This is a genomic window from Pseudomonas resinovorans NBRC 106553 (assembly GCF_000412695.1).
In the GTDB taxonomy this organism is placed as follows: domain Bacteria; phylum Pseudomonadota; class Gammaproteobacteria; order Pseudomonadales; family Pseudomonadaceae; genus Metapseudomonas; species Metapseudomonas resinovorans_A.
This window is the reverse complement of record NC_021499.1, coordinates 2605057-2621718: the sequence shown is the minus strand read 5'-3', so window position 1 is coordinate 2621718 and position 16662 is coordinate 2605057. Positions and strand designations below refer to the sequence as shown.

Annotated in this window: 17 protein-coding genes; 8 read left to right on the top strand and 9 right to left on the bottom strand. The window is 66.5% G+C overall.

Annotated elements, in window-relative coordinates; translation table 11 throughout:
- Positions 1-248: 248 nt before the first annotated feature.
- Positions 249-1451 carry an NAD(P)/FAD-dependent oxidoreductase gene (locus PCA10_RS11805; RefSeq protein ID WP_016492311.1) on the bottom strand — a complete coding sequence of 401 codons (1203 nt, stop codon included), beginning with the start codon at positions 1449-1451 and terminating at the stop codon, positions 249-251.
- Between the two features lie 329 nt (positions 1452-1780).
- On the opposite strand from PCA10_RS11805, the gene PCA10_RS11800 reads away from it, so the two are divergent.
- On the top strand, positions 1781-2311 hold the full coding sequence (locus PCA10_RS11800) for an RrF2 family transcriptional regulator (RefSeq protein ID WP_016492310.1): 531 nt from the start codon (positions 1781-1783) through the stop codon (positions 2309-2311).
- Between the two features lie 12 nt (positions 2312-2323).
- Here PCA10_RS11800 and PCA10_RS11795 read toward each other — a convergent pair whose 3' ends face one another.
- Positions 2324-3754, bottom strand: coding sequence for an HD domain-containing phosphohydrolase (locus PCA10_RS11795; protein ID WP_016492309.1), 1431 nt, complete (start codon positions 3752-3754; stop codon positions 2324-2326).
- Between the two features lie 114 nt (positions 3755-3868).
- Between PCA10_RS11795 and PCA10_RS11790 the strand changes: the two genes are divergently transcribed.
- The 4 genes from PCA10_RS11790 (at position 3869) to PCA10_RS11775 (ending at position 8244) form a co-directional block, all read left to right on the top strand.
- Positions 3869-4630 (top strand): alpha/beta hydrolase, encoded by a 762-nt coding sequence (locus tag PCA10_RS11790; RefSeq protein WP_016492308.1) that lies wholly within the window; start codon positions 3869-3871, stop codon positions 4628-4630.
- 204 nt (positions 4631-4834) lie between these two features.
- Positions 4835-6277: a SulP family inorganic anion transporter gene (locus PCA10_RS11785; protein WP_016492307.1), complete on the top strand. Its 1443-nt coding sequence runs from the start codon at positions 4835-4837 to the stop codon at positions 6275-6277.
- A gap of 67 nt (positions 6278-6344) precedes the next feature.
- Positions 6345-7763 (top strand): hypothetical protein, encoded by a 1419-nt coding sequence (locus tag PCA10_RS11780; RefSeq protein ID WP_051148067.1) that lies wholly within the window; start codon positions 6345-6347, stop codon positions 7761-7763.
- Positions 7764-7857: 94 nt separating this feature from the next.
- Entirely contained in the window at positions 7858-8244 is a 387-nt protein-coding gene (locus tag PCA10_RS11775) for a VOC family protein (protein WP_016492305.1), read from the top strand.
- A gap of 123 nt (positions 8245-8367) precedes the next feature.
- Here PCA10_RS11775 and PCA10_RS11770 read toward each other — a convergent pair whose 3' ends face one another.
- From PCA10_RS11770 to PCA10_RS11760, 3 genes are all read right to left on the bottom strand, one after another.
- On the bottom strand, positions 8368-9825 hold the full coding sequence (locus tag PCA10_RS11770; protein WP_041770227.1) for a sensor histidine kinase: 1458 nt from the start codon (positions 9823-9825) through the stop codon (positions 8368-8370).
- A gap of 252 nt (positions 9826-10077) precedes the next feature.
- Entirely contained in the window at positions 10078-10902 is an 825-nt protein-coding gene (locus PCA10_RS11765) for a class I SAM-dependent methyltransferase (RefSeq protein WP_016492303.1), read from the bottom strand.
- Between the two features lie 63 nt (positions 10903-10965).
- Positions 10966-11706, bottom strand: a complete 741-nt coding sequence (locus PCA10_RS11760) for a sulfite exporter TauE/SafE family protein (protein WP_016492302.1) — start codon at positions 11704-11706, stop codon at positions 10966-10968.
- Between the two features lie 157 nt (positions 11707-11863).
- Here PCA10_RS11760 and PCA10_RS11755 point away from each other — a divergent pair, with 157 nt between their 5' ends.
- Positions 11864-12178 (top strand): NIPSNAP family protein, encoded by a 315-nt coding sequence (locus tag PCA10_RS11755; RefSeq protein ID WP_016492301.1) that lies wholly within the window; start codon positions 11864-11866, stop codon positions 12176-12178.
- A gap of 28 nt (positions 12179-12206) precedes the next feature.
- On the opposite strand, the gene PCA10_RS11750 is transcribed toward PCA10_RS11755, so the two are convergent.
- The 3 genes from PCA10_RS11750 to PCA10_RS11740 form a co-directional block, all read right to left on the bottom strand.
- Positions 12207-12710 carry a thioredoxin family protein gene (locus PCA10_RS11750; RefSeq protein WP_016492300.1) on the bottom strand — a complete coding sequence of 168 codons (504 nt, stop codon included), beginning with the start codon at positions 12708-12710 and terminating at the stop codon, positions 12207-12209.
- A 33-nt stretch (positions 12711-12743) separates the two neighbouring features.
- Positions 12744-12962 carry a VF530 family protein gene (locus tag PCA10_RS11745; RefSeq protein ID WP_016492299.1) on the bottom strand — a complete coding sequence of 73 codons (219 nt, stop codon included), beginning with the start codon at positions 12960-12962 and terminating at the stop codon, positions 12744-12746.
- A gap of 109 nt (positions 12963-13071) precedes the next feature.
- Positions 13072-14217: an AI-2E family transporter gene (locus tag PCA10_RS11740; protein ID WP_016492298.1), complete on the bottom strand. Its 1146-nt coding sequence runs from the start codon at positions 14215-14217 to the stop codon at positions 13072-13074.
- Positions 14218-14722: 505 nt separating this feature from the next.
- Between PCA10_RS11740 and PCA10_RS11735 the strand changes: the two genes are divergently transcribed.
- On the top strand, positions 14723-15025 hold the full coding sequence (locus PCA10_RS11735; protein ID WP_016492296.1) for a YgaP family membrane protein: 303 nt from the start codon (positions 14723-14725) through the stop codon (positions 15023-15025).
- A gap of 20 nt (positions 15026-15045) precedes the next feature.
- Here PCA10_RS11735 and PCA10_RS11730 read toward each other — a convergent pair whose 3' ends face one another.
- A complete protein-coding gene (locus tag PCA10_RS11730) occupies positions 15046-15627 on the bottom strand; it encodes an MliC family protein (RefSeq protein WP_016492295.1) in 582 nt (193 codons plus the stop codon).
- Between the two features lie 234 nt (positions 15628-15861).
- Between PCA10_RS11730 and PCA10_RS11725 the strand changes: the two genes are divergently transcribed.
- Complete coding sequence (locus PCA10_RS11725; RefSeq protein ID WP_016492294.1) at positions 15862-16563, top strand: rRNA pseudouridine synthase; 702 nt, start codon at positions 15862-15864, stop codon at positions 16561-16563.
- Positions 16564-16662: the final 99 nt, after the last annotated feature.

Sequence of the window (16662 nt, the reverse complement as noted above, 5' to 3'; positions counted from 1 at the left end):
ATCGGGCTAACCGATACAGGCGCCCAGGCCTTGGCCCGCCGCGCCGGAGTCGAGCCGGGCGGCGTGCGAAGGACCTGACCACCGCCTTGGTGGCCGCATGGACGTCGTGCCCTTCCAACGCCGTGAAAGGCGCAATCGACGGCGCCGGGACGATGGAAATGGGGCTGGCGAGCGCCCATGAAAAAACCCCGAAGGGTGCGAGACACTTCGGGGTTGGGGTGGGGCCTGGAGCGCAGGCCCGGGGTGGGTCAGGCCACGACCGGGATCAGCGGGTCGGCGGCTGCCAGGGCTTCGGCGCGGTTGGCCGCCGGCGGGTAGATCCACTGGGTGTTGATCTGGGTCTTGATCTGCTTGCCTTCGTCGCGGAGGAACTTGACCTGGCGGTCCCAGCCCTCGGTGAACAAGGCGCCCCAGGCGCCCAGGTCCAGGCAGGTCACGTACTTGGGCTGGCTGTAGGCGATCGGCTCGACGCCGAGCAGGCTGGCCGCCACGTTGTTGCCGGCCGAACGCCCCAGGGCGATGGCGTGCTGGCAGGTCATCAGGGCGTAGTTGCCGTCTTCGTCCACCGCGGCGTAGGCGACGTCACCGGTGGCGAACACATCGTCCTGGCCAATCACCTGGAGGTTGCGGTCGACGTGCAGGCGGCCCTGGGCATCACGCTCGGCCGGCACCTGCTCGGTCAGCGAGCTGGCGCGCACACCGGCGGTCCAGATGACGGTACGGGCGTCGATGCGCTGGCCATCGGCCAGGGTGACGCCTTCCGCGTCTACCGATGCCACCGTGCTGTTGAGTCGCCACTGGACGCCGAGTTCGCTGGAGGCTTCGGCGATCAGTTCACGGGGGCCCTCGCCCAGCGCGGCGCCGATTTCGCTGCCGCGATCCACCACGATCACCTGTACATCCGCGTTTTCGCCCAGGACCTCCCGCAGGCGTGCGGGCATCTCGGTGGCGGTCTCGATTCCGGTGAAACCGCCGCCGGCCACTACCACGGTGTTACGGGCGCTGGATTCGGGCAGCTTGTCGAGGGACTTGATGTGCTGCTCCAGGCGTACGGCTTCTTCGATGGCGTCGACGTCGAAGGCGTGTTCGATGCCTTCCAGGCGCGGGCGGGCCACCTTGCTGCCACTGGCCAGGACCAGGCGGTCGTAGTTCAGGGTGGCGCTGTTGCCGTGCTCGTCGCGGTAGTCGACCTGCTTGCCGGCGACGTCGATGCGCTCGGCCAGGCCCTTGATGAAGGTCACGCCCACGGCGTCGAACAGGGCGTCGAGCGGCGCGGCCATGTTGTGCACGTTCGGCTCGTAGAAGCGCGGACGGATGCGCAGTTCGGCCTGGGGAGCGAGCACCGCTACCTCGGTGTCGGTATGGCCGTGCAGGTCCAGCAGGCGAGCGGCGCTGAGCGCGCTCCACATACCACCAAAGCCGGCACCGACGATCAGAATGCGTTGTTTCATGTGTATCTCCAGCGAGGAAAGGTTGTTGTGTTTGAACGAGCTCGCACGGGCATCGACGCTTGGCTCCGGCGATGGTGAGGGCCTCCCCATCTCGTAACTGCGACTATATTGATCTCAGTTACATCGAGCAAGCTTTTTCTCGAGCAAACTCCGACCGTCCATCACCAGGGTACCTCCGTAGCCCGATCACTTTTTGTTGCTATATGGAAGGGAAGCCATCTGGGAATGGCCAGCAATGGGGCCTCCGCCCATCGCCTGGCGGGCGCTAGACCTTGCGAGCATGCACCGCACAACCCAAACTAATGCGACACATACAGTCGGAGTTATCCATGTCTCTCTATAGCTCGGGAGTGGAATACGGCATCCATTGCCTGCTCTACCTGGTGGATGAACGGGGCGATGGCCGCGAATCCAGCGTGCGCACCCTCGCGGAACTGCAAGGCGTACCCCAGGAACTGCTGGCCAAGGTCTTCACCAAGCTGGCGAAGGCCCAGCTGGTGGTCGCCACCGAAGGCGTGCGTGGCGGGTTCAGGCTGGCCAGGCCGGCCGAGGAGATCAGCGTGCTGGACATAGTCCGGGCCATCGACGGCGACAAGCCGATCTTCGAGTGCCGGGATATTCGCGGACGCTGTGCGGTGTTCGACGGCTCGCCGCCGGACTGGGCCATCAGCGGCACCTGCGCGATTCACGCGGTGATGCTGACGGCGCAAAAGCGCATGGAAGAAGCCCTGGCCCAGCAGACCATCCTCGACCTGGTACGCCGGGTGGGCCGCAAGGCGCCGGCGGAGTTCGGCGAGCAGGTAGTGCGCTGGATCGATGCACGCCGCGAGGGTACGGCGCGGGCCGGCGGCGCGGATTGAGTGGCAGCAGGGTCAGATCAGTCCCTGGGTCAGCGCCTTGAGCGTGGCGGCGGCACGGGTGGAGCACCCGAGCTTGCGGAACACGCTTTCCACATGGGTGCGCACCGTGCTCGGGCTGATGCCGAGGTCTCGCGCCACTTCCTTGTTGCTGGCCCCTGTGCTGATGCGCCGGAGGATTTCCGTCTCGCGCTCGGACAACGGGCCACTCGCCACCTTGCCGAGCGCTGCGGAACCTTCGCCGCGAGCGGCAGCGATCACCGCCTGGCAGGCGCGGGGGCAGAAGCGCCCCTGCCCCGCCTCGGCCTCCAGCAGGCGCGCGGCCTCGTCCGCGCTGAAGGCCGGGCGCCAGGGCCGCTCGGCGCGTAGCGCCTGCCAGGCCAGCGCCGCCGCCAGCAAGCGGTGTTCGGCCTGCAGCGCGTCAGCTTCGAACGCGCGGAAATAGCCGCTGCCGTCCAGACGTTCGTAGGCATGGGCAGCCAATTGGCCTGGCGCCTTGAGGGCGTCGATCTGCCCGGACGCGCGCAGGGTCCAGTAGGGCACCAGCCGCACCTGCTCCTGGTCTCCGGCGAGCAGCGGCCCCGGCGTGCTCCAGATGCGGTTGGGCACCGCCGCGCGGCCGATGCCATGGATGAGCGCCGCCCGTCCCAGCTGCTCGACACTGTGCAGCGGCAGGCCACAGAGCCTGGCGGCCTGGCGCACCAGCTCGGCCGCCTGGCGCGAGTAGCCGGCGAGCCAGGGCAACTTGAGATCGATCACGTCGCCCACCAGCGTCAGTGCAACCTGCGCATCCGCGGCACCTACCGCCGGCGCGCGGTCCTCGGGCTGCCGCAGGCTTTCCAGCCAGTCACCGGCGTTGCGCGCCAAGAGTGCCGTCCAACTGGCCGGATAGCGGCGGTCGCCCTGGCTGGCGATCCATTCCAGGGCCGCCTCCAGCCCATGGACCCGCGAGAGGATCTCCAGGTCGCCGGCCAGCACCACCTGGTAGACCACCTCCGGCACCTCGGGATGGCCCAGGCCAAGGGGCCTGCCCTGGCCGTCGAACTGCTCGAAGATATGGCGCAGCCCCATCTCCACCTCCGCCGCCAGGCCGAGGGTGCGAGCGATATCCCCGGACACCTCGCAATGCACCTGGGCCAACGGCGTGGAGCGACGCATGGCGCGCAGGCCGGCCGCGCCCAGGGTCTGGCTGAGCATGGCGTTGCGGCCGCCGACATCGTCCCCCAGCAAACGCATGAAGCCTTCGGCGTTGGCCGTGCAGCCCGACCAGCGCAACAGCGCCACCTGCCCCGCCACCTCCGCCTCGCCGCCACAGGCCTGCGCCAGCAGCCGCGCCAGGCGCGCGGTGCGGCGGGACTGGTCGAACGGCTGGCCCATGCTCAGGTCGCCCACCATGGACAGGGCCAGGATGGCGTCTTGCACCGCGACGCGATCGGATTCGCTCATGTTGCTCTCCAGGGACTCCCATGCATTCTCGCCGGCCGGCCTCGGATAAACGACCGATACCGGCACAGTCGGACAATCCCGACACTGGGCTCTCCCAAAACAGGAGATCCAACCATGACCAAACCCAAGGCCCTCGCCCTGGCCCTCGCCGCGACCACCTCGCTCTTCACCCTCGGCAGCCAGGCGGCGAACCCGCAACCTTCCGTGGTGATAGTCCACGGCGCCTTCGCCGACGGCTCCGACTGGGCCAAGGTGGTGCCGCTGCTGCAGGACAAGGGCATCAAGGTGACCGTGGTGCAGAACCCGCTCACCTCCCTGGCCGACGACGTGGCCGCCACCCAGCGCGTGCTGAACAACCAGGATGGCGAGGTAGTGCTGGTGGGGCACTCCTGGGGCGGCACGGTAATCAGCCAGGCCGGCACTGACAAGAAGGTCCGCAGCCTGGTCTATGTCGCCGCCTTCGCTCCCGACGCCGGGCAGAACACCAAGACTAGCCAGGCTGGCTTCCCCACCCCGCCCGGCGTGAGCCAGATCGCCGCCGACAAGAACGGCTTCCTCTACATGACGCCCCAGGGCATGGCCACCGACTTCGCCCAGGACCTGTCCCGCCAGCAGACTGCCGTGATGACCGCGACCCAGGGTCCGATCCGCGCCGCGGCCTTCGACGACAAGACCAGCGCCGCCGCCTGGCAGGCCAAGCCGTCCTGGTACATCGTGAGCAGCCAGGACCGCATGATCCAGCCCGACCTGCAGCGCGCCTTCGCCAAGAAGATCGGCGCCCACACCCGCGAGCTGGACGCCAGCCACGTGCCGCAGCAGTCGCGCCCGGCCGAGGTGGCCAAGGTGATCATCGACGCGGTTCAGGGCGACAACTGAGTACCGTCGGCGCGGCCGCATCGCGCTGCGGCCGCGCCGAGGTCCGGGGAAGACCCGCTTGGCACCGGGAGCGAACGCCCTGTGACGGGAGACGGAAGCGAAGGCCTCGCCAGCGACTGGCCGATTCGCCCTCCTTTCCGTAAAATTCGCCCCCTTTCTCGCCATCCCCGGGCCGGCGTCGCTGGCCTGCACCTCAGGTACGACATGAAACCAGCCCGTCTGCGCGCCGACATCCTGGCCGGACTCACCACGTCCTTCGCCCTCGTTCCCGAATGCATCGCCTTTGCCCTGGTGGCCCACCTCAATCCGCTGATGGGCCTGTATGGCGCCTTCATCATCTGCACCCTCACGGCATTGTTCGGCGGCCGCCCCGGCATGGTGTCCGGCGCGGCGGGCTCGATGGCGGTGGTGATCGTGGCGCTGGTGGTGCAGCACGGGGTCGAGTACCTGCTGGCCACCGTTTTGCTGGGCGGGTTGATCATGATCGCCTTCGGCGTGTTGCGTCTGGGCAAGCTGGTGCGCATGGTGCCGTACCCGGTGATGCTCGGCTTCGTCAACGGCCTGGCGATCATCATCGCCCTGGCCCAGCTGGAGCATTTCAAGACCGGTGAGGAGTGGCTCAGCGGCACGCCGCTATACCTGATGCTGGGGCTGGTGGCGCTGACCATGGCCGTGGTCTACCTGCTACCGCGCCTGACCCGCACGGTGCCGCCGGCCCTGGTGGCGATCCTCGGTGTCGGCCTTGCGGTCTACCTGCTCGGCCTGCCGACCCGCACCCTTGGCGACATGGCCCACATCGCCGGCGGCCTGCCGGCCCTGTCCCTGCCGGAAGTGCCCTGGACCCTGGAAACCCTGAAGATCATCGCGCCCTACGCGGTGCTGATGGCCATGGTGGGCCTGCTGGAAACCCTGCTGACCCTCAACCTCACCGACGAGATCACCGAGAGCCGTGGCTACCCGGACCGCGAATGCGTGGCCCTGGGCGCGGCCAATATCGTCTCCGGTGCCTTCGGCGGCATGGGCGGTTGCGCCATGATCGGCCAGACCGTGATCAACCTCAGCTCCGGTGGCCGTGGCCGGCTCTCGGGCGTGGTGGCCGGGGTCATGATCCTGCTGTTCGTGCTGTTCCTCTCGCCGCTGATCGAGCGCATCCCTCTGGCCGCGCTGGTGGGCGTGATGTTCGTGGTGGCGCAGCAGACCTTCGCCTGGGGCTCGCTGCGGGTGGCCGGCAAGGTGCCGCTGAACGACGTGCTGGTAATCGCGGCGGTGACCGTGATCACCGTGTTCACCGACCTGGCAACCGCCGTGCTCTGCGGCATCGTCATCGCCGCCCTGAACTTCGCCTGGCACCACGCCCGCGAGCTCTACGCCGACAGCCATGTGGAAGCCGACGGCAGCAAGCTGTACCGGCTGCACGGCACGCTGTTCTTCGCCTCCTCCACCCCCTTCCTCAACCAGTTCGACCCGGCCGGCGACCCCGCCCAGGTAACCCTGGACTGCCGCCACCTGAGCTTCGTCGACTACTCGGCCATCGCCGCGCTGAAGACCCTGCGCGAGCGCTACGCCAAGGCCGGCAAACACCTGCGGGTGGTGCACCTTTCCGAGCGTTGCAAGAAGCTGCTCAAGCGTGCCGGGGAACAGCACTAGCGGACGTGGGATCATCCGCTGGAAAGCTTGGTATCCTGCCGCCGGGCCAACTGTGATGGGGGGAATCGTGTTTTCACTGAAGCGCAAGGGCGATTACCGCCTGCAGCTGACTCGCACATTGAAAAAACCCGGCCGGCACCAGGTCGAGCTGTATCTGTTCACCCCTCACGAAAGCAACTTTTCCGCCAGGACCCTGGCCGAGGAACAGTTCTTCTTCGGCGCCCTGACGCACCGCTTCGGCCTGCTGGGCCTGCCCGCCAAGGACCGCGCCAGCAAGGCCGAAAACACCGCGTTCTCGCTGCTCTCGCCCCACTTCGAGATCATGTACGGGTCCTGGTTTTTCCAGTACCAGGCCTCGATGGACCGCTTACGCCAGCAATTGCAGAATTCGGGGGCCACGGCGGAACCGATCGGCCGCGCCCTGCGCCTCAGCCAGAACTTTGCGCAACGCTTGCGCAAGTCCACGCCCCAGCAAAGCAAGCAGCTGCGCTACTTCCGCCAGATGGACGTCTATTTCTCCTGGTATGCCGAGCAGTTTCTGCTGGAAAGCCAGGCCCTGGACGGCTTCGCCAACCTGGACGAGGAACTCAGGCAGTCGATGGCCGACTTCCTGCGCCAGGAATTCAAGCACCGCAAGGAGCGCGGGTACCTGAGCGACTTCCACGGCACGCCGACCCGCGTCTGGAACCGCATGAGCCTGTATCACCGGCTGCTGGAGTATCCGGTGCTGCTGCGCTCGCGGATCACCGAGCTGGGCCCGGGAACCCATAAGCTGGTCAAGGCGGCGTCCACCACGCTGGTGATGTCGATTTTCACCTACTTCCTGTTCAACGCCCGCGACGCCAGCCAGAAGCTGTCCCTCGCCCTGTTGCTGGGCATCGCGCTGATCTACGCCCTCCGCGACCTGCTGCGCGACGACATGATCAGTGCCATTACCCGCTGGATGCGCAAGGGCAAGCCGCGCTGGAAGATCCGCCTGCTGATGCCCTATACGAAGAAGCTGATGGCCCAGCAACTGGTCTGGCTGGACTACCGGAAACTCCCCGAGCTAACCCGGCAGGTACTGGAACACTCCGGCAAGTGGGCCAGCAACGAAGAGCGGCAGATCATCTGCTACCGCTCGCGGCTCACGCTCGAGAAAGCGGCGCTGGAGCAGGACGAGATCCAGGAGCGCCTGACCCTGGACTGCGAACGGCTCTGCGAGATGATCCTGGCCAGCAAGCGCCAACTGTTCGTCTGTGCCGACGAGGCCGAACCGTTCGCCTCCATCCAGGCGCATCCCATCGAGCGGCAGCACGATTACAACCTGCTGCTGGTGCATACCGAACCCGGCCAGTCCCATTCCTCCGCACAGCGCTGGCGTCTACGGCTGGGCACCAAGGGCATCGTGCAATGCGAGGCCAAGAAAACCCACTGGCCCGAGCCACCGGAAGCACAGACCACCAGCTGGCGCCAGCGCCTGGCCGGCTGGTGGCGGCGCGACTGAACCTGGCCGCTGCTGGTCTGGCGAGCTGGCGTGCCAGGCGGTTCTGCGCTGCAGTTAGTTCGAGAGCAAGGCGCAAATCTGCCGGGAGGTCGCCATGGCCATTCAACTCGATCACCTGATGGTGCCGGCCCGCGACAAACTGCGCTCGGCCAGGATGCTGGCGGAACTGCTCGGCGTGCCCTGGTCGGAAACCGGCATCGGGCCCTTCGCGCCGGTATACCTGAACGACGGGCTGACCCTGGATTTCGATGAATGGGGCGAGCCCTTCCCGTTGATCCATTTCTGCTTCCGGGTGGGTGTCGAGGACTTCGACGCCATCCTCGGCCGTCTCCAGGCGGCGGACATTCCCTACCGCAGCGCGGTGCACGGCCCCGTCGACCACCAGGTGGACCGCAGCCACGGCGGTGCGATTGTCTACTGGAACGAGCCGGACGGGCACCAGTGGGAAATGCTCACCCAGAGCTACGCGCGCAAGGCATGACACCCATCGCGATGCCCCCCGTAGGATGGGTCGGGCGGCGTTCCGCGAGGTACGAAACCCATGCTGCCCGTGGCAGAGCTGATGGGTATCGCTTCGCTCAAGCGGAACGCCGCCCGCCACATCCTACGAATCCTGCGCCGCCACCTTGAAGCTCAGGCACACGCGGGTGCCCTGGTGCTCGCGGCTGCTCAGGCTGGCCTTGCCGCCGAAGCGTTCCATGATCTGCTTGACCATGATCAGGCCGATGCCCAGCCCGCCCTGCTTGGTGGTGTAGAAGGACTTGAAGGCCATCATTTCCTGCTGCCGCGACATGCCCTTGCCGGTGTCCTCGATGGCCAGGTGCAGCCATTGGCCGCCGGCGTCGGGCGTTGCCGTGATGCTCAGGCAGCCACCCCCGGGCATGGCCTCGATGGCATTGGCGATCACGCTGTTGAGCACCTGCGCCAGCAGCAGCTGATGGCTGACCACGGCGGGCGCCTCGGCGTCGCTGCACACCACCTGGATGTTCGACCTGGCCAGCTGCTGGTCGAAGTTGGCCAGGCTGGCGCGCACCGCTTCCATGGGTTCGACCTTCTCCGAGTCGCCCTGCAGGGGGCGCAGGCAGAGCAGCAGGTCGCGCACCCAGGCGGACATGCGGTCGACCTGGGTGATGATGTCGTCGATGCACTTGCGCGCCTGCGGCCCCTCCATTTCCTGCGCCAGCTCGGCACTGGAACGGATCGACGCCAGCGGGTTGCGCAGGCTGTGGGCCACGGCCGAGGACATTTCCCCCAACCCCACATAGGTGCTGTTGGCCACCAGTTGCGCCTGCTGCGCCGCCAGCAGCCTCGATGCGCGCCGCACTATCCAGTACAGGCCGAAGTACATCAGCAGACCGCCGATCACGGTGGCCAGCCAGATCATCCGGTAGCCGCGGTTGACCCGGTCGATCAGGTCCACCGGCTCCTTGTAGATCTCCACCATGGCCTTGACCTGGCCCTGTTCGTCGGTGAGCGGGATGTAGTTCTCGATGAAGAACATCTTCGGTGGGCGGAGGAACTTCTGCTCCACCCGGCCCTCCTCCACGTCCTGGTACTCGGCGGAAATCCGACCGCCGGACTCGAAGGCCTCGTCCAACGCCTCGTCGTCGTCGATCTGCTGCCCCACCAGCTCGGGGTTGGTGGACCAGATCACCTTGCGGTCCGGGGAAAAGATGGTGGCCAGCAGGGAGTCCGGCACATGGGAAAGGTGGTCGAGGAACTCCGATCGAGCGCGCTCGCGGCTCGCCGCCGCATCCTTGGTGAGCATGCCGTAGTGATGGGGCACCAGCACGTCGCCCATGTCCATGCCTTCCAGGCCGTGGTGGCGCATCTCGCCCAGGGCCAGGGTCTGGATGAACTGCGCCGAGAGCATGGCATCGCGCTCCAGGCTCTCGCTCACCAGAAAGCGCGTGGACACCGTGCCTATGCCGATGGCCACGGTCCCGATGATGACCAGGCTGAGCAGTGAGAACCAGCGCAACAGGTTGAACTGCCCCGCCGGCGCCATGCCCCCATTCCCCGCCTCCAACTCCCGCTTGCCCAGGATTGCCGCCACGTCCATCTGGATTCCCCCCCCGAAACCGTCCATCCAGACTTATAGCAGCCGCCGGGCGATCCACGCGCCCGGGCGGCCACGACAAGTGGCGTTACATCTGCGGGCACTCACCCGATGGAAGGCCCACGCAGGGTCACGTGTCATGGACTAGGGTAGAAACTGTCCCCTTGCAGAGGACAGTTGGAGTCGCCACGGTCGCAACCTCCCCCCGTAGTTGCGCCGTGGCGACCTTTTTTTGCGCGCGAGAACAGGCGGGCGCTAGGCCCGCTTCACCGCCTGCAAGGTGTAGCTCAGCGGCAACCGCCAGCGGTCCTTCGCCAGGCGCCACTCCCCTGCCCCGTCCACCACCATTCGCCCCGGCAAGGCTTCCCAGGGCAGGCTGTCGTGCTCCTCCAGGGCGCTGAGTTGCAGGCCATGTCGGAACAACGCCGAAACGATCTCACCCAGGCCATGGTTCCACTCATAGGTGCGGGTGGCGGTCAGTGGCGTATCGGTGTCCACGTAGGTGCGGTCGTCATCCCAGGCCACGGGCTCGGCGCATTCGAAATAGGGGTACTCGATCACCAGGCCATCTTCCCGCGCCTCGTTCACCGCCAGGAGCATCGGGTGCCCTTCGCGAATGAACAGCCGCCCTCCCGGCTTCAGCAAGGCGGCAACCACCCGGGCCCAGTCGTCGATGCGCGGTAGCCAGATGAGCGCGCCGATGCCGGTGTAGACGAAGTCGAAGGCGCCGGCCGGCAGCACCTGGTCGGCGGCGTACAGGTCCGATTCCACGTAGCTGATCTCCGCCCCGCAGCGCTGCGCCAGCAAACGCGCCTGCTCCAGCGATGCCGGCGAGAAATCGAGGCCGCTCATCCGCGCGCCAAGACGGGCGAGGGACAAGGTGTCGGTGCCGATGTGGCATTGCAGGTGCACGCCCCGCAGGCCAGCGATGCCGCCCAGGCGCGGCAGGTCGAAACGCACCACATCCGAGAGGTACGCGGGATCGCTGACGAAGGCTTCGGCGCCGTAGCCACGGGAGGCCGCATGCAGGGGGGCGCGCTGGTCCCAGTTGGCCTTGTTCTGGCGCAGGTAATCACTCATGGGGCAGGACTCCTTTCATGCCGAAGAGAAGCGCGAGACGTTACCCCTGGCCCCCAATACCGTCTACAGGTTCTGCACGATCAACTGCACGCCGGTCACCAGCAGCCCGGCCCAGGCGATGCGGTAGAACCAGGTATGGTTGACCCGCCCCTGCAGCCAGATACCCAGCCACACCCCGATCACCACGATGGGCGCCAGCGCCAGACTGGCGGTCAGGCTGCTGGCGCTGAACTGCCCGAGCAGCGCATAGGGCACCAGCTTGATGGCGTTGGTCAGCAGGAAGAAGCAGTTGACCGTGGCGACGTAGCGCACCTTGTCCATCTGCTGCGGCAGCAGGTACATCATGATGGGTGGCCCGCCGGCATGGGCGACGAAACTGGTGAAGCCGGCGATGCCCGACAGCAGCGTGCCCTTGCCCAGCCTGGGGCTGCTGGGCGCCTGCTTGGCGGCGGCGTTGAGCACGTTGAGCAGGAAGAAGGCGATGGCGATGCCGCCGATCATCAGGCCGATCATTCGCTCGCTGAGCAGGCCGAAGCTCAGGGTGCCGATCAGCACGCCCAGCAGCGCGCCGGGCAGCATGATCTTCAGGTTGGCCAGGTCCCACTTGCCGTAGAAACGGCGCAGCCCGGTGATATCGGCCATGCAGAGGATCGGCAGCATGATGGCCGCCGCCTGGGTGGGCGGCATCATCAGCGCCAGCAATGGCACCGCGATACCGCCCAGGGCGCCACCGAAGCCCCCCTTGGAAATGCCCGTGAGCAGGACGGCGGGAATGCCCAGGAGAAACAGCTCGGTAAACGACATGGAATGTCCCGCTCGGTTGGCTCGGCGCAAAGGGGCGCCATTATGACGGGGTCCGCCAGCCAGGGCGATGGAGCTTGCGGGGCTGTTTCGCGCTGGCCTTGGCCCTGCAATCAGGGCGATGATCGACGGCGCGACTCCCCCTGCAAAGAGAACCCCAATGGTCACCTGCTACCTGAACTACGTCCTCGATCCCTACAAGCTCAAGGAGTTCGAACACTACGCCAAGCTCTGGATTCCCCTGGTGGAGAAGTTCGGCGGCCAGCACCACGGCTACTTCCTGCCGTCCGAAGGCGCCAACAACATCGCCCTGGCCCTGTTCAGCTTCCCCAGCCTCGCCGAGTACGAGCGCTACCGCCAGGACTCGATGAAGGACCCCGCCTGCATCAAAGCCTTCCAGTACGCGGAAGAGACCCGTTGCATCATCAGCTACGAGCGCAGCTTCTTCCGCCCGGTATTCGGCGCGGCCAGCTGATTGCGCAGCGGCGGCTTCAGGCGGCTCGCTAGCGGGCCGCTTCGAAGATCGCCAGCAGATCCCGCGCGGTGCTGTCCAGGTAGTCCCCCGCGCGATAGGCCGGTTTCAAGGCATCGCCACCCTCGATCACGTCCCGGGGCCGCTCGACGAACCGGCCCGCCAGCTGGAAGTCGGCGTCCAGCACCGCCACCAGCGGAATCGGGATGCGCTCCAGGCCCAGGCGCTCCTTCAGCTCATCCTCGGCACGGCCCTTGGTGATGATCGCCAGCGCGATGCGCGGCTGCGCGCGCCGCAGGTGATCCATGACGGCAATGTTGATCTGGCAGTCCGGGCACCACATTTCGCCCGCCACCAGCAATTGGTAGCTGCCCTCCAGGGCTTGCAGGCGTTGCCAGGTGCCTTGGCTGATCGCGCCGGGCTCGGCCAGCTTGCGCTGCACGGCCCGCACCGCCTCGATTTCCACCGGCAGCCCGTGGGCGACGAAAGCCTCGAAGCTTTCACCGATGGCGAAGAGTTCGTCGTAAGTGGCCATGGGGATTCCTCGATTGGCTAAGGCTGGCGGGGCTCAGCCCTGGCGCATCTGAATGAACAGGGCTTCGACCTTTTCCCGGGCCCAGGGCGTCTTGCGCAGGAAGCTCAGGCTGGACTTGATGCTGGGGTCGCTCTTGAAGCAGCGGATATCGATGCGCTTGGCCAGCCCGTCCCAGCCGTAGTGGTCCACCAGTTCGATGAGCAGCTTTTCCAGCGTGATGCCATGCAGGGGGTCTTTCGAAGTCATGCTCATGGCCTGCCTTGATCGCGGGTTCGGAAAGAAGGCCGGCAGCTTAGAGCAGTGCTCGCCCCAAGGCCATGCCCGGTTGTGCATCCGGGCATGGCCTTGGCGGCCGGTTCCGTCAGGTCTGCACCGCCTCCGCTTCGCCAGTCGCCTCTATCGCCGCCGTCTCCGCCCTGGCCTCCGGGCTGTCGGCCGCCAGCGGCTGGCGTACCCAGGACATGAAGAGTTCATAGCCCACCGCGAGAATCACCGGGCCGATGAACAAGCCGATGATGCCGTTGGTGACCATGCCGCCCAGGGCGCCGATCAGCACCACCGGCATCGGCACCGCCACGCCACGGCCGAGCAGCATCGGTTTCAGCACGTTGTCGGACAGCCCGGCGATGAAGGTCCAGACGGCGAAGGCGATGGTGACCGCGCCGACACCCTCCTGGGCGAACACGTAGATGATCACCGGAATGGTCACCAGGGCCACCGGCAGCTGCATGATGCCGAGGATCAGCACCGCCAGCGCCAGCAACCCGGCGGCGGGCACGCCCTTGACCACCAGGCCCACGCCGATCAGCAGCATCTGGATGAACGCGATGCCCACCACGCCCTGGGCCACCGCGCGGATGGTGGCGGTGCACAGCTCGGCCAGCTCCGGGCCACGCTCGGGGCCGGAAATGCGCGTGGCAATAGCCACGGCCGTGCCTTTGCCGCCCTCGCCATTGGCCATGATCAGTCCGGCGATCAGCAGCGCGAAGATGAACACCAGCACCCCGGCACCCACCCCGGCCAGTTGCGTCAGCACCGTCTTGCTCACGTCCTTGACGTGGGGCGACACCTGCTGCCAGACCCAGCCCAGGTCGCTGGACGCGTGGGTCCAGATGCGGAACAGCGGTTCACCCACCACCGGCCACTCCTGCACGCTCACCGGTGGCGGCGGGATCTCCAGGCTGTGGCCCTGGACACTGTGCATGCTGTTCTGCACCGACTCGGCAATGGACGCGCCGAGAAAGCCGAGCGGCGTGATCAGCCCGGCCAGTCCCACCACCACCAGCAAGGTCGCCGCCCTACCCGAACGCCCACCCAGCATGGCCGCCAGCCGCTGGTTCAGCGGGTAAAGGGTGATGGCCAGGATCACCGCCCAGAGCATCACGTTCATGAAGGGCCGAAAAATCTCGAAGCACGACACCACCAGCACGGCCACCAGGGCCGCGCGAATCAACACATCCAGCAGTTCTCTCGCCCCCGTGAGCGCGATCACCCGTTTATCGCCCATCTTTCCTCTCTCCCTCGCTACCGTGCATGCTTGAGCGGCCGGGTATTCCAGCCGTCCGGTCGTCCGTCGAACGTCCGAGGGCACAAGCATGGCTGAAGAAAACGAATCCAACCGCTATTTGCGCGAAATCCGTCAATCCCCAATCTTTCGCTGGGCCCCGTGGCGTCACCCTGGTGGCGGTGCTGGGCATGCTCGGGCTGCTGTCCCTGTTGCCGGCGCGCTTCATCCTCACGGTGTACCTGATGAGCCCGGCCAAAAAGGCCACCAAGGACCAGGCCCGGAGCTGACCGCTCATCCCCCCGGCTGAACGCGTACCCGCGCCGGCCGGTCAAGTTTCCAGGGTCCGTACTAAAAGTCTCCGAGCGACGGTCAGGCAAGGCAAAAACAGGCGAAGAAGCGGAGTTTACGAGTTGTAAATGAGCATTCTGAGCCTGTTTTTAACGCAGCATCACCGAGCGCAGGTACTTTTCGTACAGAGCCTAACCAACGTGGGAGGATTCGTACCATGGACAACCAATGGCAGATCATCGGCCCGGCCTACGAACAGAACGTTCACGGCTGGGAGCGCGCGGGCTCCATCGTCAGCGGCCTGCTGATGGCCCAGCGCGGATTGCGTCGTGGCGGGCTGCGGGGCGTGCTGAATATCGGCCTGGGCAGCGCCCTGCTGCTGCGCGGCTTGACCGGCCACTGCTACGCCAAGGAAATACTGCACGACCGCCGCGAGGCACTGCTGCGTCTGCGCGCCGATCTCGAGCGCCTGCAGAACGCGGTGGACAAGCTGGCGCGGGAAAAGGCCCCGAAGGCCTGAACCGAGGTGGCGCGCTGCACTCAGCTCGCCACCTTGCAGGTCATCTGGGTGCCGTACCAGGCCACCTTGGCCTCGCCCTGGTGTTCCCAGAAGTCCACGCCATCGTTGCTGTAGTGGGCGCCGCTGGCGGCGCGCTGGATGATCGCGATCGACTGGTCGCCGGCAAAGGTGAGCACCGCCGCGTTGGGTTCGAGGTCGTTGTAGAAGACCGCGGTGAACGGCTTGCGGTTATCGCCGCAGACGAACTCCACGGGCTTGGGCGCCACCACCGCGCCGGACTCGATCTGCAATTCCACCAGCCGCATCTGGTAGCTCAGGGTCAGGCACTGGTTCTGGTCGCTGGCCTTCCAGCACTCGTCGCGGGCCTTGAGCCAGCCGCGCTGCTCGGCGCGCAGGCGCTTCTGGGTGGCCGCGTCGGTGGCCGCCAGGGACTTCTTGTAGACCTCCGCCAAGCGCCGGTCCATGGCGCTCAACTCGGCGCTCTGGCACACCTGCTTCTCGACCCCCTGGGCCTTGGCGCAATCGAAGGACGGGCCTTCATCGGCCATGGCCAGCGGGCTGGTGGCGCTGAGCGCCAGAATTAGTCCTTTCGCGGTTATCATCTCGGGCCTCCGGGCCATCCTTGGGAGCTTGGAATCGAAGTTAAGACCAAAGCCCCGGGAATTTTCCAGTTCGTTCAGGGGATTGCCCCGGGATTGCGACGTCTGGCCACAGGAGCCAATTCGCTGACGACCCCGCCGTTCGGCCCGTACCGGGATGAATTCCTGCGCCCTTGCCGTGAGTTGCACCGCGATTGGGTTTACCATTGCGGCCTTCCCCCTCCCCTGGCTGCTCCCATGACCGACCCCATCCGCTTGTCCAAACGCCTTATCGAACTCACCGGCTGCTCGCGCCGGGAAGCGGAGCTCTACATCGAGGGCGGCTGGGTGACGGTCGATGGCGAAGTGGTCGAACAAGCCCAGTTCAAGGTGGCCGACGGCCAGGTCGTGGCGCTGCTGCCAGGTGCCACGCCGGACGCCCATGAGCCCATGACGCTGCTGTTGAACCAGCCGGCCGGCCTGGACTTCGACGCCGCCCAACGCCTGCTCAGCCCGGACAGCCGCTGGCCGGACGACCGCGCCCAGGTACGCCTGCTCCGGAGCCATTTCGCCCGCCTGACCACCACCTTGGCGCTGCAGCCCGATGCCAGCGGCCTGCTGGTCCTCACCCAGGACTGGCGCACCCTGCGCAAGCTCAACGAGGACGCCAGCAAGCTGGAGCAGGAATACGTGGTGGAGGTGTCCGGCGAGATGGCGCCCAATGGCCTGGAACGCCTCAAGCGCGGCCTCGGCGACCTGCCGCCGGTGAAAGCCAGCTGGCAGAACGAGACCCACCTGCGCTTCGCCCTGAAAAACCCCCGCCCCGGGGTGATCAAGGCCTTCTGCAAGGCCGTGGGCCTCCATGTGAAGAGCATGAAGCGCATCCGCATCGGCGGCGTACCCATCGGCAAGGTGCCGGCCGGGCAGTGGCGCTACCTGGGGCAGGCGGAGCGCTTCTGACGCGGTGACCAGTTGCTCCGGCAGAGCACCGCTGGTGGATGGAAAAAGCGCCATCCACCCTACCCGACTAAATATTCCTACCCGTTTGTAGGGAACCCG